The organism is Alteromonas nitratireducens (assembly GCF_040812025.1).
GTDB lineage: Bacteria > Pseudomonadota > Gammaproteobacteria > Enterobacterales > Alteromonadaceae > Alteromonas > Alteromonas nitratireducens.
Map to the genome: position 1 here is coordinate 1 of NZ_JBFNPK010000013.1, position 24,483 is coordinate 24,483.

General features: G+C 53.0%; 24 protein-coding genes. 9 read left to right on the plus strand and 15 right to left on the minus strand.

Annotation, left to right across the window (positions count from 1 at the left end; translation table 11 throughout):
* Nucleotides 1–152: 152 nt before the first annotated feature.
* The gene (rlmB, locus tag AB1N33_RS11755) at nt 153–896 is read right to left on the minus strand and encodes a 23S rRNA (guanosine(2251)-2'-O)-methyltransferase RlmB (protein WP_411271745.1); all 744 of its coding nucleotides are present in this window, start codon (nt 894–896) and stop codon (nt 153–155) included.
* Nucleotides 897–3,215, minus strand: coding sequence for a ribonuclease R (rnr, locus tag AB1N33_RS11760; protein ID WP_411271746.1), 2,319 nt, complete (start codon nt 3,213–3,215; stop codon nt 897–899). It lies immediately after the preceding gene.
* Between the two features lie 305 nt (nt 3,216–3,520).
* Between rnr and AB1N33_RS11765 the strand changes: the two genes are divergently transcribed.
* Both AB1N33_RS11765 and AB1N33_RS11770 read left to right on the plus strand, forming a co-directional pair.
* Nucleotides 3,521–3,799, plus strand: coding sequence for a PepSY domain-containing protein (locus tag AB1N33_RS11765; protein ID WP_411271747.1), 279 nt, complete (start codon nt 3,521–3,523; stop codon nt 3,797–3,799).
* Complete coding sequence (locus AB1N33_RS11770) at nt 3,799–4,332, plus strand: cytochrome b/b6 domain-containing protein (RefSeq protein WP_411271748.1); 534 nt, start codon at nt 3,799–3,801, stop codon at nt 4,330–4,332. The genes AB1N33_RS11765 and AB1N33_RS11770 overlap by 1 nt, the downstream gene beginning before the upstream one ends.
* On the opposite strand, the gene AB1N33_RS11775 is transcribed toward AB1N33_RS11770, so the two are convergent.
* Genes AB1N33_RS11775 through AB1N33_RS11785 form a run of 3 tightly spaced genes read right to left on the minus strand, consistent with a single transcriptional unit; the run spans nt 4,329 to nt 5,784 of the window.
* The gene (locus AB1N33_RS11775; RefSeq protein ID WP_411271749.1) at nt 4,329–4,961 is read right to left on the minus strand and encodes a tetratricopeptide repeat protein; all 633 of its coding nucleotides are present in this window, start codon (nt 4,959–4,961) and stop codon (nt 4,329–4,331) included. The two genes, AB1N33_RS11770 and AB1N33_RS11775, sit on opposite strands and share 4 nt — an antisense overlap.
* A gap of 60 nt (nt 4,962–5,021) precedes the next feature.
* Nucleotides 5,022–5,267: a TIGR02647 family protein gene (locus AB1N33_RS11780; RefSeq protein WP_411271750.1), complete on the minus strand. Its 246-nt coding sequence runs from the start codon at nt 5,265–5,267 to the stop codon at nt 5,022–5,024.
* Nucleotides 5,268–5,292: 25 nt separating this feature from the next.
* Entirely contained in the window at nt 5,293–5,784 is a 492-nt protein-coding gene (locus AB1N33_RS11785; RefSeq protein ID WP_411271751.1) for a hypothetical protein, read from the minus strand.
* A gap of 69 nt (nt 5,785–5,853) precedes the next feature.
* Between AB1N33_RS11785 and ubiD the strand changes: the two genes are divergently transcribed.
* The 4 genes from ubiD to AB1N33_RS11805 all read left to right on the plus strand — a co-directional run bounded on the left by ubiD (nt 5,854) and on the right by AB1N33_RS11805 (nt 10,692).
* Nucleotides 5,854–7,335 (plus strand): 4-hydroxy-3-polyprenylbenzoate decarboxylase, encoded by a 1,482-nt coding sequence (gene ubiD, locus AB1N33_RS11790; protein WP_411271752.1) that lies wholly within the window; start codon nt 5,854–5,856, stop codon nt 7,333–7,335.
* A gap of 27 nt (nt 7,336–7,362) precedes the next feature.
* The gene (gene fre / locus AB1N33_RS11795) at nt 7,363–8,058 is read left to right on the plus strand and encodes an NAD(P)H-flavin reductase (protein ID WP_411271753.1); all 696 of its coding nucleotides are present in this window, start codon (nt 7,363–7,365) and stop codon (nt 8,056–8,058) included.
* 136 nt (nt 8,059–8,194) lie between these two features.
* Nucleotides 8,195–9,568 (plus strand): M28 family metallopeptidase, encoded by a 1,374-nt coding sequence (locus tag AB1N33_RS11800; protein WP_411271754.1) that lies wholly within the window; start codon nt 8,195–8,197, stop codon nt 9,566–9,568.
* Nucleotides 9,569–9,687: 119 nt separating this feature from the next.
* Nucleotides 9,688–10,692 (plus strand): substrate-binding periplasmic protein, encoded by a 1,005-nt coding sequence (locus AB1N33_RS11805; RefSeq protein ID WP_411271755.1) that lies wholly within the window; start codon nt 9,688–9,690, stop codon nt 10,690–10,692.
* A gap of 4 nt (nt 10,693–10,696) precedes the next feature.
* On the opposite strand, the gene AB1N33_RS11810 is transcribed toward AB1N33_RS11805, so the two are convergent.
* Nucleotides 10,697–12,232, minus strand: coding sequence for a methyl-accepting chemotaxis protein (locus AB1N33_RS11810; protein ID WP_411271756.1), 1,536 nt, complete (start codon nt 12,230–12,232; stop codon nt 10,697–10,699).
* A 190-nt stretch (nt 12,233–12,422) separates the two neighbouring features.
* Between AB1N33_RS11810 and AB1N33_RS11815 the strand changes: the two genes are divergently transcribed.
* The 3 genes from AB1N33_RS11815 to AB1N33_RS11825 are packed head-to-tail and all read left to right on the plus strand — an operon-like array spanning nt 12,423 to nt 15,365.
* Nucleotides 12,423–12,980, plus strand: coding sequence for a GbsR/MarR family transcriptional regulator (locus tag AB1N33_RS11815; protein WP_411271757.1), 558 nt, complete (start codon nt 12,423–12,425; stop codon nt 12,978–12,980).
* 10 nt (nt 12,981–12,990) lie between these two features.
* The gene (locus tag AB1N33_RS11820; RefSeq protein ID WP_411271758.1) at nt 12,991–14,346 is read left to right on the plus strand and encodes a cytochrome ubiquinol oxidase subunit I; all 1,356 of its coding nucleotides are present in this window, start codon (nt 12,991–12,993) and stop codon (nt 14,344–14,346) included.
* 8 nt (nt 14,347–14,354) lie between these two features.
* Complete coding sequence (locus AB1N33_RS11825) at nt 14,355–15,365, plus strand: cytochrome d ubiquinol oxidase subunit II (protein ID WP_411271759.1); 1,011 nt, start codon at nt 14,355–14,357, stop codon at nt 15,363–15,365.
* 45 nt (nt 15,366–15,410) lie between these two features.
* Here the strand turns inward: AB1N33_RS11825 and AB1N33_RS11830 are convergent, their stop codons facing one another.
* The 9 genes from AB1N33_RS11830 to prlC form a co-directional block, all read right to left on the minus strand.
* On the minus strand, nt 15,411–16,595 hold the full coding sequence (locus AB1N33_RS11830) for an acyl-CoA dehydrogenase (RefSeq protein ID WP_411271760.1): 1,185 nt from the start codon (nt 16,593–16,595) through the stop codon (nt 15,411–15,413).
* 117 nt (nt 16,596–16,712) lie between these two features.
* The gene (locus AB1N33_RS11835; RefSeq protein ID WP_411271761.1) at nt 16,713–17,057 is read right to left on the minus strand and encodes a hypothetical protein; all 345 of its coding nucleotides are present in this window, start codon (nt 17,055–17,057) and stop codon (nt 16,713–16,715) included.
* A gap of 80 nt (nt 17,058–17,137) precedes the next feature.
* On the minus strand, nt 17,138–17,758 hold the full coding sequence (locus AB1N33_RS11840; protein WP_411271762.1) for a hypothetical protein: 621 nt from the start codon (nt 17,756–17,758) through the stop codon (nt 17,138–17,140).
* Between the two features lie 221 nt (nt 17,759–17,979).
* Nucleotides 17,980–18,189, minus strand: a complete 210-nt coding sequence (gene cspE / locus AB1N33_RS11845) for a transcription antiterminator/RNA stability regulator CspE (RefSeq protein WP_411271763.1) — start codon at nt 18,187–18,189, stop codon at nt 17,980–17,982.
* A 331-nt stretch (nt 18,190–18,520) separates the two neighbouring features.
* On the minus strand, nt 18,521–20,149 hold the full coding sequence (ubiB, locus tag AB1N33_RS11850; protein WP_411271764.1) for a ubiquinone biosynthesis regulatory protein kinase UbiB: 1,629 nt from the start codon (nt 20,147–20,149) through the stop codon (nt 18,521–18,523).
* 5 nt (nt 20,150–20,154) lie between these two features.
* Nucleotides 20,155–20,793, minus strand: coding sequence for a ubiquinone biosynthesis accessory factor UbiJ (locus AB1N33_RS11855; protein WP_411271765.1), 639 nt, complete (start codon nt 20,791–20,793; stop codon nt 20,155–20,157).
* The gene (ubiE, locus tag AB1N33_RS11860) at nt 20,793–21,584 is read right to left on the minus strand and encodes a bifunctional demethylmenaquinone methyltransferase/2-methoxy-6-polyprenyl-1,4-benzoquinol methylase UbiE (protein ID WP_411271766.1); all 792 of its coding nucleotides are present in this window, start codon (nt 21,582–21,584) and stop codon (nt 20,793–20,795) included. Before ubiE ends, AB1N33_RS11855 begins: the two co-directional genes overlap by 1 nt.
* A gap of 137 nt (nt 21,585–21,721) precedes the next feature.
* The gene (locus AB1N33_RS11865; protein ID WP_411271767.1) at nt 21,722–22,405 is read right to left on the minus strand and encodes a DNA-3-methyladenine glycosylase I; all 684 of its coding nucleotides are present in this window, start codon (nt 22,403–22,405) and stop codon (nt 21,722–21,724) included.
* Entirely contained in the window at nt 22,405–24,435 is a 2,031-nt protein-coding gene (prlC, locus tag AB1N33_RS11870) for an oligopeptidase A (protein ID WP_411271768.1), read from the minus strand. The genes AB1N33_RS11865 and prlC overlap by 1 nt, the downstream gene beginning before the upstream one ends.
* Between the last annotated feature and the right edge of the window lie 48 nt (nt 24,436–24,483).

Genomic DNA, 24,483 nt, shown 5'->3' on the forward strand with positions numbered 1-24,483 from the left:
CTCCCCGGAAGATAGAGTTTGAGCGAGTTTGGCGAGCTTTAACTTAAACGCTCTATTGTATTTGGACATAAAAAGACCCCCAGTAATTGGAATGTCCAACTATTGGGGGTCACTTCACATGCCTGCTTTTTTTGACGAGAAGGAAGGAACAACTAGCGAGGAGAGCGCTGCCTGACTGCTTCGTAAAGACAAATGCCGGTAGCAACAGACACATTGAGACTACTGACACTGCCCGCCATAGGCAGTTTTACCAGCGAGTCGCAATGTTCGCGGGTAAGCCGTCGCATCCCTTTACCCTCAGCCCCCATGACCAGGGCAAGCGGACCGGTCAGATCAACATCGTACAGCAGACTGTCGGTCTCACCCGCTGTACCGACTATCCAGACCCCTTTGCTTTGCAGGTCTTTTAACGTACGCGCCAGATTCGTCACCTGAATCAGGGGCATCACTTCGGCGGCACCACAGGCCACTTTACGTACCGTTGGCGTCAGGCTGGCAGACTTGTCCTTAGGCACTACCACGGCATGCACACCGGCGCCGTCGGCCGTACGCAGGCAGGCACCAAGATTATGCGGATCGGTCACACCGTCCAGTACCAGCAGAAAGGGCTGCTGATGACGACTCAGCACCTCATCAAGATCTTTCTCATCCAGCACTCTGGCCGGTTTCGCTCTGGCCACTACGCCCTGGTGCTGCTGTCCACCCACTTTGTCATCGAGCACTTTACGCTGGCAGAACTGTACGCTGATCCCGAACCGGCGGGCCTGATTAACCAGGTTCACCAGTCGTTCGTCACTGCGTCCCTTCAGCACCATCATTTCGAGTATGCGCTCGGGCTCTTTTTCTAATACCGACTGCATCGCATGCAGGCCGTATAACCATTCTTGCTGTGCCATTTATTTACCTCTGCGGGCGCGCTTCGGGCCCCCTTTTTTGGCAGGTTTCGATGTTTTCCGATCTTTTCTTGCTGACGCTTTTTCGTCGCGTTTACTGCGTTTTACGGTTTTCACCGCGACCTTTTTACCGCCTTTGCCACGCAGCGTCTTCTGGTCAAACACCAAATCAATCTTACGCTCGTCCAGGTTAACCGCGGCCACTTTAACCTCAACCGTATCACCCAGGCGGAACTGCCGGTGCCCCGACTCGCCCGACAGCGTCTGCTTAATTTCATCAAACTGATAATAGTCATCATCCAGTGACGTGATGTGTACCAAACCGTCAATGTGGTACTCGGTCAGGCGCACAAACAGACCGAACCCGGTCACCGAGCTGATCACGCCATCAAAGGTATCGCCGACATGATCCAGCATAAATTCACATTTAAGCCAGTCCGCCACATCACGGGTTGCATCGTCTGCCCGGCGTTCGGTCATCGAGCACTGCTCACCCAGTTCCTCAACTTCCTCGATGGTATAGGCTTTGGCACCAGTGACCGCCTGTTTACCCTGTTGCTTAGCAATGATGCTTTTCAGCGCACGGTGCACCACCAAATCAGGATAACGCCGGATGGGTGACGTGAAGTGCGCGTACGCATCCAGGGCCAGGCCGAAGTGACCAATGTTTTCACCGTCATACACGGCCTGCTTCATTGAGCGCAGTAACATCGTCTGGATCAGTTCTTCATCAGGGCGCTGACGGGTTTTATTTACCACGTCTGTAAAGTCAGCGGGTGAGGCATCTTCGGTAATGCGATGCGGTACACCAATTTCGCTCAGATAACTGGTAAATGCGCTAAGACGGTCGGCATCGGGCTTATCGTGCACACGATACAGCGCAGGCGCTTTGTGCTTCTCCAACATCAGCGCGGCACTGACGTTGGCCATGATCATGCACTCTTCAATAAGCTTGTGCGCGTCGTTGCGCACAACCGGCACAATGTTCTCAATTTTACGCTGAGCGTTGAAGACGAACTTACTTTCCTGCGTTTCAAATTCAATCGCCCCTCGATGCTGACGGGCTTTCTTCAGTGCGCGGTACAGGTCGTGAAGGTTGCGTAAATGCGGTACGTGCTCGGCATAACGCTGATGCAACTCTTTGTCACCCTGCAGGATTTGCCAGACCTTGGTATAGGTCAGTCTGGCATGAGAGTTCATAACCGCCTCGTAGAACTGATAGCTGTCCAGCTTGCCCTGTTCGGTGATCGTCATTTCGCATACCATGCACAGGCGGTCCACCTCAGGATTCAGCGAGCAAAGGCCGTTTGAAAGCACTTCCGGCAACATCGGGATAACCTGCTCCGGGAAATACACCGAGTTACCGCGGTTTTTCGCCTCATCGTCCAGTGCTGTACCCGGACGCACGTAATAACTGACATCGGCAATGGCGACCCACAGTTGCCAGCCGCCGTCATCGAGCGGTTCACAAAAAACGGCGTCATCGAAATCCCGGGCATCCTCGCCGTCAATGGTAACCAGCGGCAGTTGCCTGAGGTCAATCCGGCCTTCTTTCGCCTTATCCGGTACCTGTTCCCCCAGCTTATCGGTCTGTCGGGTTACACCATCAGGCCACTTATGCGGAATATCAAAGGTGCGCAGCGCCATCTCAATTTCCATCCCGGGTGCCATATGCTCACCGAGGACTTCGACGATTTTACCAACCGGACTCACCCGGCGACGGGGACGTTGTGTGATCTCCACAACCACAACCTGTCCCATACGGGCACCGCAGGTACTTTCCGGTGGGATCACGATTTCATGTTGTAAACGGCTGTCGTCAGGCACCACCATGCCGAACCCATGCTCGACAAAATATCGCCCGACAATGGGCTCACTACGCGGCTCAATCAGCCGGGTAATATAGACTTCTTTACGGCCTTTGCGGTCGACACCACTGATACGGGCTTCAACAATGTCGTCATGCATATAAAACTGCATCTGCCCCGCGCTGACGTAAAGGTCACCGCTTTTATCATCCGGGCGCAAAAATGCAAACCCGTCTCGGTGGCCAATCAGGCGGCCCCGGATCAGTTCGTCTTTATTCTGTAACTGATAGGTTTTCTGGCGGGTAAACTGAATTTGCCCTTCCCGCTCCATTGCGCGTAACCGACGCTGAATTCCAATGCGACTGTCTTCGTCACTGGCGTTCACTTCGCTGCAGATCTCCAGAAACGACATGGGCTTACCATGCGCTTTCAGTACACTTAACAAATATTCCCGACTGGCGACGGGATTCTCGTATTTTTCTTTCTCTCTTTCGTAATGCGGATCATCACTCATGTATTTTATGTTTACCTTAACTTGTTTGTGACAGGGCGTTCGCATTGAGGAAGGGAGTTTAGAGGAAGGCGCTATCCGAAACTTTGCGGCCTCAGGGGCGGGTTTACGGCGTGCTTTGGATAGCGCCTTCCTCTCAACTCCCGTCGAACTACCCACAGGACGCTGGCAGTATAACAGTCTTTGTGCCTGTAGCGGTATTTATGCGGATTTCTGTTGATTCAGGTCACTGTACTTGAACGTTTTTGTGTGTAGGATATCAAAGCATCAGGTTTTCATTGTTTAACTTGGGTTAAAAGGAATCAGATATGAAAAGTAAAATTCTTCTTACTTCCGCGCTTGCTCTGTTTGCTGCCGCGGGCTGCAGTACACATGAAACAACACAATGTACCACTGCGCCACAAAGCGAATGGATGGACGCAGATGCATTCCAGTCATCGCTGCTCGACAAAGGTTTCCAGATTAATGAGTTTAAAGTGACCGACGGCAACTGCTACGAAATTTACGGTTTTGACTCATCAGACAACAAAGTTGAAATTTATTTCAACCCGGTCGATGGCAGCATTGTTAAGCAAGAGATGCACTGATGACAAGGAACGGCGGCATACCTGTATGGGATCCTCTCGTCAGGATCTGTCACTGGAGTTTTGTCGCCGGCTTTGTGCTTAACTACTTTATTCTGGAACCGGGCAAAGACGCCCATGAAATCGCAGGCTACACGGTCTTTTCCCTGGTCATCGTCCGGCTCTTCTGGGGTTTCTTCAGTCGCGGCTACGCCGGTTTCCGCCACTTCCATTTCTCGCGCCGTGCGCTCATTGAACACAAACAGCATCTGGTAAGTCAGTCCATTCCAACCGACAGCGGCCATAATCCGGTTGGCTGGCTGATGGTGTTCGCGGTGTTATTTCTGTTTAGCGTGCTCGGCGTGACCGGCTTTTTAATGGAAGAAGTGGACGCGCTATTTGGCAACGATATGCTGGAAGCGATCCACGAACTCGCGGCGAACTCGCTGTTTGCGCTGGTGTGTATTCATATTGCGGCAGTAGTTTTTACGCTATGGAAGGGTAACATTGAGCTGATTCGCCCTATGATTACAGGTACGCGTCGCCCGCGCGATTAGCTGTCTGCCGGCCGTCTCGCGGCACGTACCGCTTTTGGATGCATCAGCGTTTCCAGTTTCGCCATATAGCTGGCAATTTTAGCGTGGATCTTTTTGTCGTCGGTGACCGCGTTGTACAGCCAGTGATAGGCATCTTCGTAATCGTACGGGCTGCCATAACCTTCAATAAACAGCTCTGCCAGCTGCAGCTTCGCTTTCAGGTTGTTCAGCGCGGCTGCTTCACGTAAATAAACAACGGCGCGTTCTTTGTCCTGCTGTACCAGCGTACCTGTCGCATAGTAACGGCCCAGCTGTTCCAGTGCCGCGGGCAACCCCTGGTTTGCTGCGTCTTCCATAAAGTGAACGCCACGCTCAGGCTCAGCATCCACACACACGCCCCAGGCCAGCATGTCGCCCCACAAAAACTGATAGGACGGTACTTTCAGCACTTCAGCACGGGCTTCAATATCCTGCACCAGCTGGCACCGGTCCAGCACAACCCGATCCAGGTGAGTATTGTTGTTGATCATGCGGATAAGGTCATCCTGCGAATACAACTGCACCGCTCTTATCTCGTTGCCTGTTTCCTGCGCTGATGCAGCAACACTGACAGCAAAAAGCAGTCCTGAAAGCAGAAAAGAAAAACGCATGACAATAACACCTCACCTAACCAGTGTTCTTTATATCGACACCCCGGCGGATATCTGAAGTCAGTTTAGCTTCATCAATAGCGCGTCCTGAATACGGCGCGCGTGATCGGCAATGTCCATGCCCAGATCTGTAAGGTAACCGCCATCGGGCTGAGTAATAATCCCCTTTGCATACAGCCTTTCAGCCGCATTAACGATAGCCTGACTGGCATCATGATGGATTTTTAGTCCCTGGCGTAGGCTCTCGCGGGGAAAGCGCAGAATAAGATTCAGTTCTTCGGTTAAATCCGTGTCGAATATTGTCATACATCACCTTCAGGCACTGTGTACGTTATTGTTTTGTGTATACGCCTTTAAATAGCGTTTGCCACTGACTTTCGCCCGGCTGCACAACTGCCCAGTGCTGCAGCACGGTTCCATCGTCGTTGTCAGTCCAGATTATCCTGTGTTGCACGGTTTCGCCATCTTTAGATAACGTTTTGCCGGACAGAATCATCTGATTACCCTGTAGATTGCCGTCCAGCATCAGCCGTAACCCTGTCCTGTCCACCCAGGTCTGATGCCATGTTCCGGTAGACTGATCATAAATATTCAGGCTGGTGCCATAGGGCCCCGCGGCATTGCTGTAATGTTCTGTGATAACACAACCGTCATAGGCTTTGCTGATCTGATTGGTGCCAGCCTGTTTTCCATCCGGCGTGGTCACTGCCCAGTCTCCCAGCCAGAAGTCAAACTGGGAATAGGCGGGCGTGTCGCACGCGGCCTGCGACACGGGAGAAAAAAGCGATACCGCGAGGGCTACCGTCAGCAATTTCAGATGCATCTGATCGGATATCCATGATTAATGGTATAGTACTGCCAAAAGAGTAGTCTTTGGATATCACCTCTTCAAATGAAATATAACGACTTACGTGACTTTATAGACAAGCTGGAATCGCGTGGTGAGCTGGTGCGTGTTACCCGGGAAATTGATACTGACCTGGAAATGACAGAAATCGCCGACCGCACGCTGCGTGCCGGTGGCCCGGCCATCCTGTTCGAAAACCCGAAGAACCACGATATTCCCGTGCTGGCCAATCTGTTTGGCACGCCAGAACGTGTAGCGCTGGGCATGGGGCAGGATTCAGTGGAAGCGCTCCGGGAAGTGGGCAAGCTGCTGGCATACCTCAAAGAGCCAGAACCCCCGAAAGGCATAAAAGACCTGTGGGATAAGCTTCCCGTCTTCAAGCAGGTGCTGAACATGCCAGCCAAAGTGGTGAAAAAAGCCGTTTGTCAGGAAGTGGTGCTGACCGGAGACGATGTCGATCTGACCCGCTTGCCGGTACAGCGCTGTTGGCCCGGCGACGCGGCGCCGCTGATCACCTGGGGACTGACCGTTACGCGGGGACCGCACAAAAAGCGCCAGAACCTGGGCATTTATCGCCAGCAGGTGCTGGGCAAAAACAAGCTGATCATGCGCTGGCTGTCACATCGCGGCGGAGCCCTGGATTTTCGTGAATGGTGTCAGACGCATCCGGGTGAACCTTACCCTGTATCAGTGGCGCTTGGCGCCGACCCTGCCACCATTCTGGGCGCCGTCACCCCGGTACCGGACACGCTGTCTGAATATGCGTTTGCCGGTTTGCTGCGTGGCGATAAAACCGAAGTAGTAAAGTCGGTCAGCAATGATCTGCAGGTGCCAGCCAGCGCCGAAATTGTGCTGGAAGGTTATATTGATCAGAACGAAACTGCGCCGGAAGGCCCGTACGGCGATCACACCGGATACTACAACGAGGTGGATGAGTTTCCGGTCTTTACGGTAACCCATATCACGCATCGTAAGAACCCGATTTATCATTCAACCTACACCGGCCGTCCACCCGATGAGCCCGCCATTCTGGGTGTTGCGCTGAATGAGGTTTTTGTCCCTATTCTGCAAAAGCAGTTCCCCGAGATTGTTGATTTCTATCTGCCGCCTGAAGGCTGCTCATACCGCATGGCCGTCGTGACCATGAAAAAGCAGTATCCAGGCCATGCCAAGCGCGTAATGATGGGAGTATGGTCTTTCCTCAGACAGTTTATGTATACCAAGTTCGTGGTGGTGTGCGATGACGATGTCAATGCACGGGACTGGAACGATGTCATCTGGGCAATTACCACCCGGATGGATCCCGCACGGGATACTGTAATGGTCGAGAATACCCCTATTGATTATCTCGACTTCGCGTCGCCGGTATCGGGCCTTGGCTCGAAAATGGGTCTGGATGCGACCAACAAAATGCCGGGTGAAACCAGTCGCGAATGGGGCGAACCTATTGTTATGGACGAGGCTGTCAAACAGCGCGTGGATGACATGTGGGATGAGCTTGGTATCATGCCCACCGCAAAAAAATAACAGCCAGTAACGTAAAGAAGAGTAATCATGTCAGAAATCTTATGTCGTGTTGACACTATCACTCCACTGACCGGGTCAGTGTACAAGGTGGATCTTATTCCCGCTACGCCACTGGCATTTAAGGCCGGGCAGTACGTTCTGGTACACATGGGCGAAAAAGACATGCGTCCGTTTTCGATTGCCAATCCGGCAACTGAAAATCACCGCATAGAGCTCCATATTGGCGCAGATCCTGACAACACCTATGCCAGCGAGGTACTGACCCGCATGCAGCAGGAAGGCGAGATTACAATCAGTGGCGGTCACGGTGATGCCTTTCTGCAGCCTAATGGTCAGCCTATGATTCTGATCGCCGGCGGTACCGGATTCTCTTATACGTATTCTATTTTGCAGCAGCATCTGGCAAGTGGCAGTACTACGCCCATGACACTCTACTGGGGTGGCCGCCACGAGGAAGACCTGTATTTTGCTGATAAACTGCGCAAGCTTGATGCGGACTACCCGCATTTTCACTTTGTGCCGGTGGTCGAGTTTGCCAAAGACAGCTGGACTGGCCGCACGGGATGGGTTCACCACGCTGTGATGGCAGACCACGCTGACTTCAGCCGCTATCAGGTGTATGTGGCCGGCCGCTTCGAAATGGCCAAAACCGTGCGCGAAGACTTCGGCGTACGCGGCCTGAAAAAAGACCATCTGTTCGGCGACGCGTTTTCGTTTATTTAAGGCGGCGCCACTCAGAACGTTGTAACTTCCTGCAGGTCGACAGAATCCCCGATTAAGCGGATAAGCGGTATTGTTGGTGAGCCTGATAATCAGTAGTGTCGTATGCACTTGTTGTTAACAATCAGGGTATACCACCATGACACTATCGCGATTTGTACTGGCAGGCAGTCTGCTGTTCACTTCTGCCGTTTCGCTGGCAGAAACCAACCCCACGCAGGACCAGGATGCGCTGCATGATATAGCCCGGGCAGTCTCACCCGACCGTATTGAGCAGGATATTCGTAAGCTGGTCAGCTTTGGCACGCGTCATACCCTGTCAGAAACTGATAGCGATACCCGCGGCATTGGCGCGGCACGTCGCTGGATTAAAGCAGAGTTTGAAAAAATCTCAGCGCAGTGCGGTGGTTGTCTGGAAGTGTATTATCTGTCCGATACGATCAGCGGTGAAAAACGCATTCCCGACCCGGTGGAAGTGGTGAATGTCATTGCCATTCAGCGCGGTACAACTGATCCGGAGCGTTATGTGATCATGTCCGGCGATATCGACTCGCGTGTGTCTGATGTTATGGATGCTACGTCAGATGCCCCGGGCGCTAACGACAACGCCTCAGGCGTCGCCGGCACACTGGAGGCGGCACGCGTGCTGTCGAAATATACCTTCAACGGCTCTATTGTCTACGCAGCACTCTCCGGCGAAGAGCAGGGTCTGTTTGGCGGAAAGATCATGGCGGCAAAGGCAAAAGAAGACGGCTGGCGCATCAAAGCCGTGCTGAATAACGACATGATCGGCAATATTGAAGGGGTTAACGGGGTCATTAATAACACCACTGCGCGTCTGTTTGCCGAGGGAACACGGGTCACAGAGACCGAGCGCGACGCCCGCGTAAGACGTTTTACCGGTGGTGAGGTCGACTCCCCAAGCCGCAATCTCGCCCGCTACATTGACAAGCTGGCTGACCAATACATTGAGAACCTGGATACCATGGTGATTTATCGTCTGGATCGCTTTGGTCGTGGTGGTCACCATCGTCCGTTCAACGACCTCGGCTATCCGGGGATCCGTATTATGGAAACCAACGAAAACTACACACGTCAGCACCAGGACCTGCGTGAGGAAAACGGCATTACCTATGGCGATACCATTGATGGCGTTAACTTTGCGTATGCGGCAAAACTAACCGGGCTTAATGCTGTTGCACTGGCATCCATGTCATGGGCTCCCAATCCACCGGCGAACGTGTCTATTGAAGGTGCAGTCCAGCCGTCAACCACGCTCAAATGGGATGCCGCCGATGATGCGCAGAATCCGCAGCTGGCGGGCTATAAAATTTACTGGCGTCATACTGATGCACCGCAATGGGAATTCAGTAAGTTTGTTGGCAATGTCACCCAGGCAACGCTGGAAAACATCGTAATCGACAACTATTTCTTCGGCGTCGCCAGTGTCAGTAAAGACGGCTTTGAGAGTCCTGTGGTCTTTCCTGGCGCCGCGGGCAGCTTTGGCGAATAAGCTGTTCCTGCACTGACAGCGCAGGCGCAGCATGACGCCGGCGCTGTCAACCGCTCCCCTCACCCCTGTGGTGTTTAAGTGTTATACTCGATAAATCATTTGGTTATGGCAGGCTTTGGATGGCAATTGCTAGAATCGGTTTATGGCTTATCGTACTGAGCGTATTCAGCGTGTCGCTGAATGCCAAACCTGTTGTACTGGCGGCAGCGCCCTTTGCTACCTACGTTGACGATGAGGGTGAACCGGCCCGGCTGAATGCACTGGTTACCGAAGCCTTCCGACGAATGGGGCAGGATGTGCAGTTGGATGTGATGCGCCAGGCGTTTCTCGGCAGCGCCCTGCTGTCACAAAAAGCGGACGGCGAATTCGCCAGTATTGATTTAGGCGATGTCAGCGACACTGTGTATTACTCTCAGACCTATCTTCCGGTCTACCTTTATGTTGCCTCAAAGCGTCAGGATGTAACCGATATGCGGTTAGTACCGCACCTCTCAGACGCTCGTATTGCCATTGAAAACCGGTTTGCCAACACCCCACGCTTCCGTCTGATAAAAGACGTTAAGTGGTCACGTAACCCCAGCACCTTTGATACCTTTCGCCAGGTCGCTGATGACCGGGCTCCTTATCTGCTGAGCAGCCGGCTGTTGATTGATGAGTTTAACCGCCTGCTGGCCGCCGATAACGAAGAACTGCTGATGCTTTCCGGCGCACCGCTGGTGATTGCGGGTATCCGCCTGTCGGTCAGAAAGACACTGCCGGACGCCGGAGCGTTGCTTGATTCATTCGATAAAACCATCGCCGCCATGCAACAGGATGGTACGTACAACAAGCTACTGGCACTTAACTGGCTGACCAAAGATATCACTGGCGATGGCGTCGCTGACTACATCACTTCAACAGCACTACCTCATACCTCACTGGACAGTGCCGTGCTTGGCTTCGCCTACCCGCTGGATGCAACGAAGCCATCAGTTGACGCCGTATTTGTGGTTGATGGCGATATCCTTCCAGACTGGGAGGCAGTACGCCAGAGGCTAACGGCAGCAGGCGAACCCAGCGCGTCCTCACCCCGCCCCAGCCTGCTTGATGCCAGCGTATATCGCACCATGATAAAACGCTGGTGAGCGGTTAGTCCTCATCGAGCGCATTAGTCAGTGAGCGGAACTCGCGGATCCGATGCCCTACACTGTCGATATTAGACTCAGAATCACGCGCAAGTAATGAAATGTGCGTCGCTGCCTGTTTGTTATCTTTGATGGCATCGAAGATTTCTACCAGTGCCTGCTGTGTTTCGGTTGTTGCAGCCGCAACCTGGTCCATTTGTTCGCTGATATCTGAGACCGCCGTTTTGATCTCAAGAATTTCTGAACGTGAGTACTCACTGTCATCATGACAGCGCTTGGCGATTTCAACCTGACGTAGCATCTCTTCCTGCCAAAGCTTTATCGAATCCGCGATGGACGTAATGGTATCTTCAATTTCATCCACCGCTTCCTGGGTACTTTTCGAGAGCGCCCTTACCTCATCGGCAACAACCGAAAAGCCTCTGCCACTTTCTCCTGCGCGTGCGGCTTCGATTGCCGCATTGAGCGCCAGAAGATTGGTCTGTTCGGCAATCGCATCGATTTTTTCGCTGAACTGTTTTGCTGACTCACTTTTCTCCACCAGCGTTGATGTCGATTCGGCCGCATGCTCAATATAACGCGCCAGCGCCTGCACAGCATCTGAAGCATCATCAATACGATCGGCAGAACGCGTGACCAGCGTTCGCACCTCTTTACATGCCCCCGACGTAACTTCTGCAGATTCTGAGATTTGTGACATGGCGGCAGACATTTGCTCCGATGATGCCGAGACCTGTTCAGAGGCAACCTGCGCCTGCCCGGCCGCTGATGCCAGTTCATGGGCGTTGTCCCGGGTTGCCGTCAGGGCGTCATCCAGCTGGTTGGTGCCCGCTTCAATACGTGACATGCCTGCCGCAAGTGCTGCTCGCTTCAGTGCTATCTCGTATTCCAGCTTCGCCAGCGCTGGCACAGTAGAATACACCCTGGGAGAAAGGCTCAGGCTATCAGCATCCAATGGTATCGCCACCGCAATACGCGTCATGTGTGGGCGAATAAAGAACCCCAGCCATGCCGCAATAACCATCAGCACCGGCGTAAACCCGGTTGATGGCAGCAGCACGCTGATTACAGCAAGTATCACAAACACACTGATGACCGTCGCGCTCAGCCAGGGAAATGCGGTTTTACCGGTATACACCTGATGTGCTTTTGCCACCAGGCCGGCGGGAGGCTCGCTCAGTAACCACTGTGTTCCGACGATATCGTCGTTGCGGTATATGGGACGCACGAAGGCTTCTTTCCAGACCACACCCCGACTCGTCTGGAATGCAACGATCCCCACCCACGACAACGATTTTTTCACCGCGTTACGTATCTCATCCAGCACCGCTTTTGGCGTGTCGCGGGCGATCAGGTTTTGCGCTGATGCACTGTCAGAACCGCTCAGAGTTCCAAAAAATGTCTGTGCACTGGGCAGTAACCGTTTGACCGAGAAGTCCTGGTTCAGTGAAAAAACAATGTCCTGTCCGGATGATGAAATATTCTGTTCTGCAGACAAACGCTCCCTGTCCGCAGTGAACGCCATCGCGCCTACGGTCATAATCGTCTCCTAAATTCAGATGACTTTACTACGCGGGGCGCCATGAAGAGATCAGTGACGCCGGGTTGGACCCCTTCATAGCAGAGTCTCTGTTACCTGCACTTGATGAATTATTTTTAATTTGATTGATCGGCGTCAAAGAAGATCATAAACTTTCAGTAATTTCTGAAACTTCACAAGAGTATGAATTATGAAGATGACGCCATTAATTACCTCCGCGGTAATGCACTTTGGTGAAATGGGCAGCCGATGGGGCTTCAACCGCACAGTCGGTCAAATTCTGGCGCTGATTGTTCTCTACGACAAACCCCTCTCGGCGCAGGAAATTGCCGACGCACTGAATATCTCCCGTGGCAATACCAGCATGGGGCTAAAAGAACTGCAGTCATGGCGTCTTATCAAGCAGCATCTGGTGCCCGGCGAGCGCAAAGACTTCTTTATTCCCGCCGGTTCAATCTGGGTGCTGGCAAACCGGGTCTTTGAAGAGCGCCGTAAGCGTGAAATTGACCCCACGCTCAGCCTGCTACGTGACCTTATTCTTGATGCACCCGCTAACGACACGGAAGAAAATGCTCAGGCTAAATTAACCGAAATCCACGATTTACTTGAATCGGTGACCGCCTGGTCGGAAGAGCTACAGGGACTGGGGCCAGAAAAACTCAATACCCTCATGAAACTGGGGGCCGGTGTCGGGCGCATGCTTGAGCTGAAAGATAAGCTGCTGCCTGGCAAACCATCCGAACACTAAGGAGTCTACCGTGGACGCATTTATGCTGTCTCGATTGCAGTTTGCACTCAATATCAGTTTCCATATTCTTTTTCCGACCATCACCATCGCACTGGCGTGGTTTCTTTTTTACTTCAAATGCCGGTCCAACCTCTCCGGCCATCCGGTCTGGATGCGTATCTACAGGTTCTGGGTCAGGGTATTCGCACTGACGTTCGCACTTGGCGTTGTGAGTGGTGTCACCATGTCGTTCCAGTTCGGCACCAACTGGCCCGGGTTCATGGAAAAAGTGGGGAATGTGGCCGGTCCCTTACTGGGTTATGAAGTGCTTACCGCGTTTTTCCTTGAAGCCACCTTCCTTGGCATTATGCTGTTTGGGATCCGCAAGGTACCGAACTGGCTACACACCCTGTCCACCTTTATCGTGGCAGCAGGAACGACCGCCTCAGCCTTTTGGATCCTGTCTCTGAACAGCTGGATGCAAACACCACAGGGACATGACGTCGTCAACGGTATCGTGATAGCCAAAGACTGGTCTGAGATTATTTTCAACCCGTCTTTTCCTTATCGGTTTGCTCACATGCTGCTGGCATCCGGACTGACAGCCAGCTTCCTTATTGCCGGTCTGTCGGCCTATCGATTGCTGAAAGGTGACAACAAACTGGCGCCGCGCCTGACATTAAAAACAGCCATATACACTGCGGCGGTGCTTATCCCGCTTCAGATTTTTGCCGGTGATATGCACGGGCTCAACACACTTGAGCATCAGCCGCAAAAAATTGCCGCAATGGAAGGCGTATGGGAAACCGAACAGGGAGCGCCCTTACTGCTGTTTGCCTTGCCTGACGAAGAGACAAAGACCAATCATTTTGAGATCGGGATCCCGTATGGTGCCAGTCTGATCCTGACCCACCGCGCTGATGGAGAAATTAAAGGGCTCAACGAGTTTGAGGGTGAACATCCGCCCGTTGCGCCGGTTTTCTTCAGCTTCCGGATCATGGTAGGGCTTGGCGTACTGATGCTGCTGTTCGCCTGGGCGGGTACCTGGTATCTGTATCGCCATCGTGAACTGCCGGTATGGTTGTCAAAGGGGTTTGTCGCCATGACATTCAGTGGCTGGATTGCCACGCTGGCTGGCTGGTACGTGACTGAGGTCGGTCGGCAGCCATACATTGTCAGTGGCGTGCTGCGTACGTCTGATGCGGTGACCACGTTACCCCCAGGCAACATCGCGCTGTCGTTCACCCTCTACGCAATCATCTACGCTGTCCTCCTGGTGGCGTACATCAGCACACTTCGTCTGATGTGCCGGCGGTCAGTGGACATTGAAGAGTTCACGCGTGATGAAACACCCGTGCACGCGTCATCACATCCGGTTCAGGCATAGGAGGTCGCATGCCGTTTGAAAGTGTATCTGCAGAGATGCTGGGCAATATCTACATTGGCTTATTGGGGCTTGCCGTTCTGGTTTACGCTGTACTTGATGGCTATGATCTTGGGATCGGGGTGTTGCTTCCTCCACGCGAGGAAGCCTTTCGCGACTCGATGATTGCGTCGATTGGTCCTTACTGGGACGCGAATGAAACCTGGCTGGTGCTGGCTGTCGGACTGCTGTTGATTGCATTCCCGGTCGCCCACAGTGAATTTTTGCAAACCCTCTATTTGCCGGCCACGTTCATGCTGCTGGGCCTGATCCTGCGTGGTGTCTCGTTTGATTTCAGGGCAAAAGTGGTCGCACAGCACAAACGTAAGTGGGATATGGCATTTAAATACGGCTCACTGCTCACCACATTGTCGCAGGGTTATATGCTGGGCATTTATGTCACAGGCCTGAGAATGGATCTCTGGGCGCAGGGGTTTGCGCTGCTTGCCGCGTTCGGCGTCACCGCTGCTTATGCGTTTATTGGTGCATGCTGGCTGATTCTTAAAACAGACGGGCCGCTGCAGCAAAAAGCCTATGTCTGGGCCAAACGCGGACTGGTGATGCTGTCTGCGGGCATCATCGCCGTCAGCATTGCCAACCTGACGCTGCATGATGATGTCAATGCGTTGTGGCTGTCATCGCCCTGGGGCCTGCTGCTGATGGCCATTCCGGTTGCCTGTTTTGCTCTGTTAGGCATTTGCGCCATGGTGCTCAGACGCCTGCCCGGGGCGGGGGGCAAAGGCGAGTGGCTGCCATTTGCCATTGCGCTTTGTGTATTTGTGTTGTGTTTTGCCGCGTTCGGTATCAGCTACTATCCGTTTGTGATCCCGGGCAAGCTGACAATTATGCAGGCGCTTTCCGATCCTGACTCACTGCGCTTTCTGCTGGTAGGGACGGTCGTGGTCGTGCCCTGTATCCTGGCATACACCTTCATGGTGTATCGCATCTTTGCCGGTAAGTCTGAAAAGCTGAGTTACTACTGACGCCGACATGCCGCGCCAGCCTTCCGGCGGCGCGGCACATTTATGTCAGAAAAAGGCCTGTAGTCCGGTCTGGGCCCGCCCCATGATCAAACCATGAATGTCATAGGTGCCTTCATAGGTATTCACGGTTTCCAGATTAATCATATGCCGCATGACATGGTATTCGTCACTGATCCCGTTACCACCGTGCATGTCTCTCGCCTGACGGGCAATTGCCAGCGCTTTGCCACAGTTGTTTCGTTTCATCAGCGAAATCATCACCGGATCTTTGTGCCCCTCATCAATCAGTCGCCCTACCCGCAGTGCGCCCTGTAACCCCAGGGTGATCTCGGTCTGCATGTCGGCCAGTTTGGTCTGGAATAACTGCGTTCGCGCCAGCGGGCGATTAAACTGGGTGCGTTCCAGTCCGTATTGTCTTGCCGCATGCCAGCAGAATTCGGCGGCTCCCATCGCTCCCCAGGCAATACCGTAACGTGCCACATTCAGACAGCTAAAGGGTCCTTTCAGTCCGCGCACGCCCGGCAGCAGGTTTTCGTCTGGCACAAACACGTTGTCCATGACTATTTCCCCGGTGATGGAGGCTTTCAGAGAGAGCTTTCCGGTCACTTCCGGTGCACTCAGGCCGGCCATGCCCTTTTCCAGAATGAAGCCACAGATTGCATTGTCTTCGTCCTGATTTTTCGCCCAGACCACAAAGACATCGGCAACCGGCGAATTGGTGATCCACATTTTGCTGCCGGTTAGCCGGTATCCGCCCTCGACCTTCTTCGCACGGGTTTTCATACCCGCAGGGTCGGAACCTGCGTCAGGCTCGGTCAGTCCAAAGCACCCAATCCATTCACCTGTGGCCAGCTTTGGCAGGTATTTCTGTTTCTGGGCGTCACTGCCAAAGGTATTGATGGGGTGCATCACCAGTGACGACTGCACACTCATGGCGCTGCGATAGCCACTGTCAACGCGCTCGACTTCGCGGGTAATCAGCCCATACGACACATAGTTAACACCGGCACAGCCATAACCATCGATGGTTGCGCCAAGAAGCCCAAGCTCACCAAATTGCCGCATGATCCGGGTGTCAAAGTGAGCATCCCGGTTAGCCTGCAAAATGCCCGGCATCAGTGTTTGCTGACAAAACTCACGGGCAGAGTCCCGGATTAAGCGTTCATCCTCATGCAACTGCTTATCCAGCAGCAGTATGTCGTCCCAGTTACTTTGTGCATTATCACTCATTGCTGTTACCCGTCAGAAAAATTCGCATACACCGAGTGTATCTTTTCCGTTCAGGCGCGAGAAGAGGGGGGTGACAGGAACCTGAAAGTTACCGTTGAGGTGTGTAAAGTTTGATTGCTACTGAGGATTGCGGATGGCCGTATCGCGCCGGCTGCACAGCGCCGCCTCGCGCATCCATACCGGGCAGCTGTTGGCAGGGTCACAGCGAAACTGAACCATACTTGGCGGATAGCCTGGTTTCAGCCTGACAGGCCCGAGTGCAATCGTGACATTATCATCAATCAGTTTGGTATTTTCGTAACGGATGAAACAGGCATAAATACCAGGACGTTGTGGAATAACACGTAACTGCCAGCCTGACTCAAGCTGCCTGACTTCCAGACAGGAGAACGAGCCACAGCGCTGCTGCGCCTGAAGCGGCAGGCAGAAACATACCAGCATGACCAGGAGTTCAATACGCATGTCATTTCCATGTTTATGTCAACATCAGCCGGTCATGTCCCGGCCACTACCTGCGTTATCGGCCAGTCTGCCGGCTAACCTTAATTCAGCCACCATGGCTGACTGAAGTCGACCTGCGCGGCATCAATCACAAACGGGTACGGTGGTTCAATGGCTTCCCAGAATACGGCGCGGAAACGATCATCGGTAATCGCGAAGGCGCCATTATCACGGTAGGCTTTCAGCAGCATGTCATAGGCCCCGGCCGGCATCAGCGGGTTGCTTTGCTGAAAAATGACCGTGCCACCGTATTGCTCATACAACGCTTTGTCTATCTGCCACCGCAATACCTGTTTCTTCGCAATCTCGTCAGCTGACTTGCGCTCATCGCTGGTCATCGACGGAGAATTCAGTGACGCTGCAAAACGGGCCTTAAATTTTTCCACCAGCGCGTCATCCACCGTTATCTGTTTTTGTTGCTGATAATCGTCAAGCACAGCTTTGAGAATTTTGTCGGACAGCATGGCATGCTGATATTGCGCCAGCGCCATATCTTTGCTGGCCGCATTCATGCGGGCGAACTGACTTAAGGTTTTCGCATCGGGACTGAGATCAGCCAGTGTGACGGGCTGACCAAACAATTCAGCAACAACATCTTCCTGTGCTGTGACTGACGATGAGAGCAAAACCACTACGGTGAAAAGTGACACTAACAGACGCATCGCGTTTTCCTTACAGCTATTGCGTTAACACTGACATACCTGCGTTCTGTTTACCCGGACATTGGGGTAGAAATACTGCAGGTTACACACCTGACCAGATGGTGTTTTGGTCGGTGTCTGATTAACTGACACTGTAACCAATGATTAGTTCGTTTTCGAGGGTGACAATAAATTAATATGAGGGGGAAAAGCAAAGGGCAGCGAATGCTGCCCTTTTAGAATTAAATCGCCTGCACGTTAGCAGCCTGAAGACCTTTCTGACCTTCTTCGATTTCAAATTCTACGCGCTGACCTTCCAGAAGCGTTTTGTAACCTTCTGTCATGATGGCACGGAAATGAACGAAAACGTCCTTGCCGCCGTCATCCTGAGTCAGGAAACCATAACCTTTATCCGCATTAAACCACTTAACTGTGCCTGTTACTTTAGACATGTCGTATAGACCTCAAATCTTGCAAATCAAAATACGCAAAAATGCGTGTGTATCTGCACTGCCTTTCTGTGGATTCGGATGAGTAGGTCTTACTTAACTTTCGAAAAACGTCTTACAACAAATCACTACGTAACTTGAGCGGTTTTACCTGGAGCAAATAATCAGTCAACTCGAGCACAAAAAAGCCAGTGGGCTTTCAAAGCCACGGTCACTATACCACCGATCGCGGGAAATGATACAAATATTAGCCGGTTAGCGAAAAATATCACACGACTGTCATAATCGGTAACCTGCGCACAGGCGGCCTTTTTATGCCAAAGGGGACGGGTGATTACTGTCCCTGTCGCCAGCTCATTGCCAGACTGAACAGGCCACTTACCCCTGCGACAACTGGCCAGCCCCAGTGTACGCCATGCAGCGGCAATACTGCGCTGAGCAGGATCAGGGTCGCACCGGTGATAGCAAAATGGGTCGCCCGCATGGTGCGCTTTTGCAGCATTACCATCTGCTCATGCATACGCTGTTGCTGCAGCGGTAGCCGCTTAACCTGTTGCATACCGTCATAGATCAGGTCGGGCATTTCGGGCAACTTCTCCGACCAGTAAGGCAGGTTTTCCCGGACCTTCGAGACCATGGCTTTGACACCAATCTGCTCTTTCATCCAGTTTTCAAGAAACGGCTTGGCGGTCTTCCACAGATCCAGTTGCGGATACAACTGGCGGCCAAGCCCTTCAATATAGAGCAGGGTTTTTTGCAGTAGCACCAGTTGCGGCTGCACTTCCATATTAAAGCGACGCGCCGTATTGAAGAGCTGGAGCAACACGTTACCAAACGAGATATCCGCCAGGGGTTTCTGGAAAATGGGTTCGCACACAGTGCGAATGGCCACTTCGAACTCATCAATGTTGGTATCGCCGGGTACCCAGCCGGAGTCCGCGTGGAGCTGAGCTACCTTACGGTAATCTCGGTTGAAAAAGGCAATGAAGTTTTCGGCCAGATACCGCTTATCATCGCGATTCAAGGTGCCAACAATGCCAAAATCAATGGCAATGTACTGGGGGTTTTCCGGATGCTCGGCAGACACAAAAATATTGCCGGGGTGCATATCGGCATGGAAAAAACTGTCGCGGAACACCTGGGTAAAGAAGACTTCCACGCCACGTTCTGCCAGCACTTTCATGTTGGTATTTTGCGCCAGTAAGGCATCTATGTTGGCAATCGGTATCCCGTAAATACGTTCCATCACCAGCACATTCTGGCGGCAATAGTCGCTGTAGATTTCCGGCACATAGAGCGCCTCGGAACCCTCAAAATTTCGTCGTAGCTGAATACCATTAGCCGACTCACGCAGCAGGTCCAGCTCATCCACGATGGTTTTCCGGTATTCACGGACCACCTCTACCGGGCGCAGACGTTTACCATCCAGCAGCCACTTCTGTAATACCCTGGCCAGCGTAAACAGCAGCTCCATGTCGGCATTGATGGTTTTACGAATGTTCGGTCTGAGCACCTTAACCACCACCGGTTTATTGATGGTTTTGAGCGTCGCGGTGTGTACCTGTGCAATAGAGGCAGACGCCAGTGGCGTTGACTGAAAGTCACTGAACAACTCATCCAGGCGGGTCAGCCCGAGCGACTGGCGAATGATCTGCTCGGCTTCATCACTGCCAAACGGGGTGACCTTGTCCTGCAAACGCGCCAGTTCATCGGCAATAGCGGGAGGCAGCAAGTCGCGCCGCGTCGACAGCATTTGTCCGAATTTAATAAACACCGGGCCCAGTGACTGTAACGCCAGCGTAATACGCTCGCCGGCATTTTTGTCTTTGTGCTTGTTACGGATCCAGAATGCCAGGTAACGTAAAGGTCGCACGTACCAGGGCATCCAGCGCCGCGGGATCAGTTCATCGAGGCCATGCTCCAGCAACACTTTATTTATCTGATATAACCGCAGTGTACGCATGCTTGTTATTTACCTGCTTTTTCTTCCAGTCGCCGAAGGCGGGCTTCGGCGCGCGCAACATCGTCCCGTAACTGACTGACTTCATCTGAAAAGTGCATCACCGCCAGCCGGTGCGCCGCCAGTCGTTTTTCTTCTGTAACCGCATTACCCACCAGTTTCTGTAACTGCGCATGACGTTTAAGCGCATGGGCTTTCACTGCTGCCGCAGTGCGCGTCAGCTGATTTGCCACTACGTCCCCGGTGACAGCCGCAATGTGCTCTTCCCAGTCAATATCCAGTGACTGAAACAGCGCGCTGGTATGCTGGGCAATACTCAGTGCCCCATCCAGCTGCAGCTTCTGCTGCTGAATCAGGCGGGTCAGTGCGCTGGTGTCCGTCAGCGACGGCAGCGTTGTCATGTCGGTCTGAATACAGCAACTCATTTTGTCGAGCCCGGCAATGATATCACTGGCACTGTCGGACACACTGAGCACATCTATCTGGTCAGAAAACGCCAGACACAAGCCGTCCGGCAGGGGCGAGATATACAAATACAGTCGCTGCCCGTTCAGCGGCTTTAACCGCGCGGGCGAATCGGGATCCAGTGACAACAATGTATTCAGCGCTGATTCAATGGCGCTGGTTGCAAGCGCACTGGCTGGCATCAGAACTTGTATCCCCGATGCAGTGCCACAATGCCACCGGTCAGATTTTGATAGTCGCAGCGCTCAAACCCGGCTTCTTCAAACATGCCTTTCAGGGTTTCCTGATCCGGGTGCATGCGGATACTCTCGGCCAGATACTGATAGCTTTCTGCGTCACCCGCAATCAGCTGTCCCATCTTCGGCAGAATATGGAATGAATACATGTCATAAAGTTTGCTGAGCTGCTCTGAGGTTGGCTTGGAAAACTCAAGCACCAGTAAACGGCCGCCCGGCTTCAGTACACGATAGATTGAATTCAGTGCATTTTGCTTTTCGGTCACGTTACGCAGGCCAAACGCCATAGTCACGACATCGAAATGGTTATCCGGAAACGGCAGCGCCTCGGCGTCCGCCTGAACATAATCGATGTTGCTGATAAGCCCGCGATCACGCAGTTTATCGCGACCGACTTTCAGCATAGACAGGTTGATATCGGCCAGGGTAACCCGGCCTGTGGGGCCAACCAGACGAGAGAATTTCGCAGTCAGGTCGCCGGTTCCGCCGGCAATATCCAGCACCTTATAACCGGGTCTGACGTTGGCGCAGTCAATGGTGTAACGCTTCCACAAGCGATGAATACCGGCTGACATCACATCATTCATGATGTCGTACTTTGCCGCGACAGAATCAAACACGTTCGCCACCAGCGACGCTTTCTGTCCTTTTTCTACCTGCTTAAACCCGAAATGCGTCTGCTCTGCAGAGGCCGCCTGTTCACTGCCGGTTGTTTGCGGCTGCTGGTTGTCATTCATGACGTTTGCTTACCTTACTCTTCTCACACCGCCTGCTGTTTTTGCACGGCAGGCTCAACATGCGGCAAAGTGTACCGAATAAACGGACACGGCAACAGTCAAAAGTCGCGCAGGGGTGTTCGCGTGTGTGGCGTTGGCTATACCCGGTTCGTTCCCCAGCTCATGGAAAGGATCTGGCTGAGCTGTGTCAGCGGACGCCCGCTCTCCTCATGCCAGCCGGCAAACACCGCATTCATGGCTGTGAGGCTTTTCTGGGTGCTGGCACCGCCGCTGATAATGTCATGCTTACGCAGGTAATCTTCGTTATCCTTCGACAGCAAAAAGGTATCAATACCCAGCGAGCGCAACATGTACGGGCCGGTATTTCCCCCAAGCCGGGCGCCGCGTTTTTTCAGAAACGTCCACAGCTCAGTGATCGTAGTGTAGTCAAACGTGGTGACAAAGCTGGCGAAGCTGCCGTGCTCGCGGGCCACGTCTTTAATCATCAGCGCGTTGTCGCGCACTGTCATTACCTTTTTGTAATTTCTGACAATGCGTTTGTCGCTGGCTTTTTGCTCGAGCATTTCATCCGGCATCAGCAGCACTTTCTCGACATCAAAGTCGAAGAACACCTCCTCGAAGTCCGGCCACTTTTTCTCAATCACGCGCCAGACAAAGCCAGACTGAAACACCTTTTTTGTCATGGCAGCCAAAAACCGGTCATCCGGGATACGCGCTACCTGTTCAGCGCTAAGCGGGCGTGCAAGCCGGGCCTCGAGGGCGGCCTTACCGCCCTTTCGTTCGCAAGCCCGCTGGTAGATAGCGTTAAACGACTCGGCCATTACTGACCAATCCCGCTATGGCGCAACAACGCATCAACACTGGGCTCCCGCCCACGGAACGCGACAAACAGATCCATCGGTTCACGACTGCCGCCCATCTCCAGAATATTTTCAAGGAAGTCCTGACCGGTGTCCTGATTAAAGATGCCGTCTTCCTCAAACCGGCTGTAGGCATCGGCCGACAACACTTCCGCCCACTTATAGCTGTAATAGCCTGCAGCATAACCGCCCGCAAAAATGTGGCCAAAGCTGTTCTGGAAGCGATTAAACGACGGCGGAATAATGACCGCCACCTCCTGCCTGACTTCATCCAGCACGCCCTGCACATCGACATCGCTGCCTTTTTCAAGGTGTAAACGGAAATCGAACAGGCTGAATTCCAGCTGCCTGACCATCTGCATGGCTGACTGGAAATCCCGGGCTGCGAGCATGCGTTCAAGCAGTAATTCTGGTAACGGTTCACCCGTTTCATAGTGGCCGGAGATAAAGTTCAGTGCGCCCTTCTCCCAGCACCAGTTTTCCAGAAACTGACTGGGCAGCTCCACCGCATCCCACGGTACGCCATTAATGCCGGATACTCCCGCCACATGCATTTTGGTCAGCATATGATGAATACCGTGACCAAATTCGTGGAACAGGGTGACCACCTCATCATGCGTAAACAATGCCGGTTTATCGCCGACCGGCGCATTAAAGTTACAGGTCAGATAGGCGACCGGTAATTGCAGCTCACCGTTTTGTCTTACACGGCGAACCCGGCACTCATCCATCCAGGCGCCACCGCGTTTTTTCGCGCGGGCATACAGGTCAAGATAAAAACTGCCGCGCTGCTCACCATCCTTATCGGTAATTGTGAAAAACCGCACGTCTTTGTGCCAGGTATCGACATCGCGTTGCTCTTCAATGGTCAGTCCGTACAAACGCCGGACCACTTCGAACAAGCCTGAAATGACTTTATCTTCCGGGAAATACGGACGCAGCATTTCATCTGAAATGGTGTATTTTTCCTGCTTCAGCTTTTCGCTGTAATAAGGAATATCCCAGGCTTTCAGCTCGTCCATTCCATGCGATTCGCGGGCGTAGCTGAGCACTTCATCGAGCTCTTTTTGCGCCTGTGGCCGCGACTTGTCTGCCAGGTCATGCAGGAACCGGGTAACCTGTTCTGGCGACTCCGCCATTTTTGTTGCCAGCGACAATGCGCTATAGCTGTCAAAGCCCAGCAACCCGGCCAGCTCGGTACGTAACGATAAAATTTCCTGGATAATCGCGGTATTGTCCCACTTACCCGCCTGAGGCCCCTGGTCCGACGCACGGGTTGCGTAGGCGCGATACATTTCTTCACGCAGCGCGCGGTTGTCGGCATACAGCATGACCGGCAGATACGAGGGAATGTCCAGCGTGAACAGCCAGCCCTCAAGCTCTTTCTCTTTTGCCGCCTGCGCTGCCGCATCCAGCGCCGATTCCGGCATACCGGCCAGTTCAGTGTCATCCGTCACGTGCTTAGTCCAGCCCATGGTGGCATCCATCACGTTATTGCTGAACGTCGATGACAGTTCACTCAGACGAGACTGAATTTGCGCATAACGCTTTTTCTTTTGCTCAGGCAAGGCAACCCCTGACAGGGTAAAATCACGCAGCGTATTGGTGATGTGTTTTTGCGCCTGCTCATCCAGTGTGGCAAATTCATCACTGTCTTTCAGGGCCTTGTAGGCGTTATACAGACCTTCATGCTGACCTACCCAGGTCCCATACTCTGACAGAAGCGGCAGGCAGGCATCATGCGCTTCGCGCAGGGCATCACTGCTGACCACGGAGTTCATGTGGGATACCGGCGAAAATACCTTACTCAGCTGATCATCCGCCTCTTCAAGGCGTGCCACGACATTGGCATAGGTGAAGTCATCAGATGAAACCACGGCCTCAATTTCCGCTTTGCAGTGCGCAATCGCACGCTCTACTGCGGGCTTAATCTGTTCTGGCGTAATCGCCGAAAAGGTCGGCAGTCCGTCAGTCTTCTCAATTGGCGTCATGGGGTTCTCTTTTTTGCTACTCATAGTGACTGAATGTAAGGACGCGGC

Excerpts from the sequence above, each read along its gene's own strand:
- AB1N33_RS11830 (WP_411271760.1), bottom strand. The coding sequence starts at position 16,595 with ATGAGTGATAATGCACAAAGTAACTGGGACGACATACTGCTGCTGGAT.
- AB1N33_RS11780 (WP_411271750.1), bottom strand. The coding sequence starts at position 5,267 with ATGACAATATTCGACACGGATTTAACCGAAGAACTGAATCTTATTCTG.
- AB1N33_RS11775 (WP_411271749.1), bottom strand. The coding sequence starts at position 4,961 with ATGCGTTTTTCTTTTCTGCTTTCAGGACTGCTTTTTGCTGTCAGTGTT.
- AB1N33_RS11785 (WP_411271751.1), bottom strand. The coding sequence starts at position 5,784 with ATGCATCTGAAATTGCTGACGGTAGCCCTCGCGGTATCGCTTTTTTCT.
- rlmB (WP_411271745.1), bottom strand. The coding sequence starts at position 896 with ATGGCACAGCAAGAATGGTTATACGGCCTGCATGCGATGCAGTCGGTA.
- AB1N33_RS11855 (WP_411271765.1), bottom strand. The coding sequence starts at position 20,793 with ATGCCAGCCAGTGCGCTTGCAACCAGCGCCATTGAATCAGCGCTGAAT.
- ubiE (WP_411271766.1), bottom strand. The coding sequence starts at position 21,584 with ATGAATGACAACCAGCAGCCGCAAACAACCGGCAGTGAACAGGCGGCC.
- ubiD (WP_411271752.1), top strand. The coding sequence starts at position 5,854 with ATGAAATATAACGACTTACGTGACTTTATAGACAAGCTGGAATCGCGT.
- fre (WP_411271753.1), top strand. The coding sequence starts at position 7,363 with ATGTCAGAAATCTTATGTCGTGTTGACACTATCACTCCACTGACCGGG.
- AB1N33_RS11835 (WP_411271761.1), bottom strand. The coding sequence starts at position 17,057 with ATGCGTATTGAACTCCTGGTCATGCTGGTATGTTTCTGCCTGCCGCTT.
- AB1N33_RS11810 (WP_411271756.1), bottom strand. The coding sequence starts at position 12,232 with ATGACCGTAGGCGCGATGGCGTTCACTGCGGACAGGGAGCGTTTGTCT.
- AB1N33_RS11800 (WP_411271754.1), top strand. The coding sequence starts at position 8,195 with ATGACACTATCGCGATTTGTACTGGCAGGCAGTCTGCTGTTCACTTCT.
- AB1N33_RS11825 (WP_411271759.1), top strand. The coding sequence starts at position 14,355 with ATGCCGTTTGAAAGTGTATCTGCAGAGATGCTGGGCAATATCTACATT.
- ubiB (WP_411271764.1), bottom strand. The coding sequence starts at position 20,149 with ATGCGTACACTGCGGTTATATCAGATAAATAAAGTGTTGCTGGAGCAT.
- AB1N33_RS11865 (WP_411271767.1), bottom strand. The coding sequence starts at position 22,405 with ATGGCCGAGTCGTTTAACGCTATCTACCAGCGGGCTTGCGAACGAAAG.
- cspE (WP_411271763.1), bottom strand. The coding sequence starts at position 18,189 with ATGTCTAAAGTAACAGGCACAGTTAAGTGGTTTAATGCGGATAAAGGT.
- prlC (WP_411271768.1), bottom strand. The coding sequence starts at position 24,435 with ATGACGCCAATTGAGAAGACTGACGGACTGCCGACCTTTTCGGCGATT.
- AB1N33_RS11815 (WP_411271757.1), top strand. The coding sequence starts at position 12,423 with ATGAAGATGACGCCATTAATTACCTCCGCGGTAATGCACTTTGGTGAA.
- rnr (WP_411271746.1), bottom strand. The coding sequence starts at position 3,215 with ATGAGTGATGATCCGCATTACGAAAGAGAGAAAGAAAAATACGAGAAT.
- AB1N33_RS11840 (WP_411271762.1), bottom strand. The coding sequence starts at position 17,758 with ATGCGTCTGTTAGTGTCACTTTTCACCGTAGTGGTTTTGCTCTCATCG.
- AB1N33_RS11770 (WP_411271748.1), top strand. The coding sequence starts at position 3,799 with ATGACAAGGAACGGCGGCATACCTGTATGGGATCCTCTCGTCAGGATC.
- AB1N33_RS11765 (WP_411271747.1), top strand. The coding sequence starts at position 3,521 with ATGAAAAGTAAAATTCTTCTTACTTCCGCGCTTGCTCTGTTTGCTGCC.
- AB1N33_RS11805 (WP_411271755.1), top strand. The coding sequence starts at position 9,688 with ATGGCAATTGCTAGAATCGGTTTATGGCTTATCGTACTGAGCGTATTC.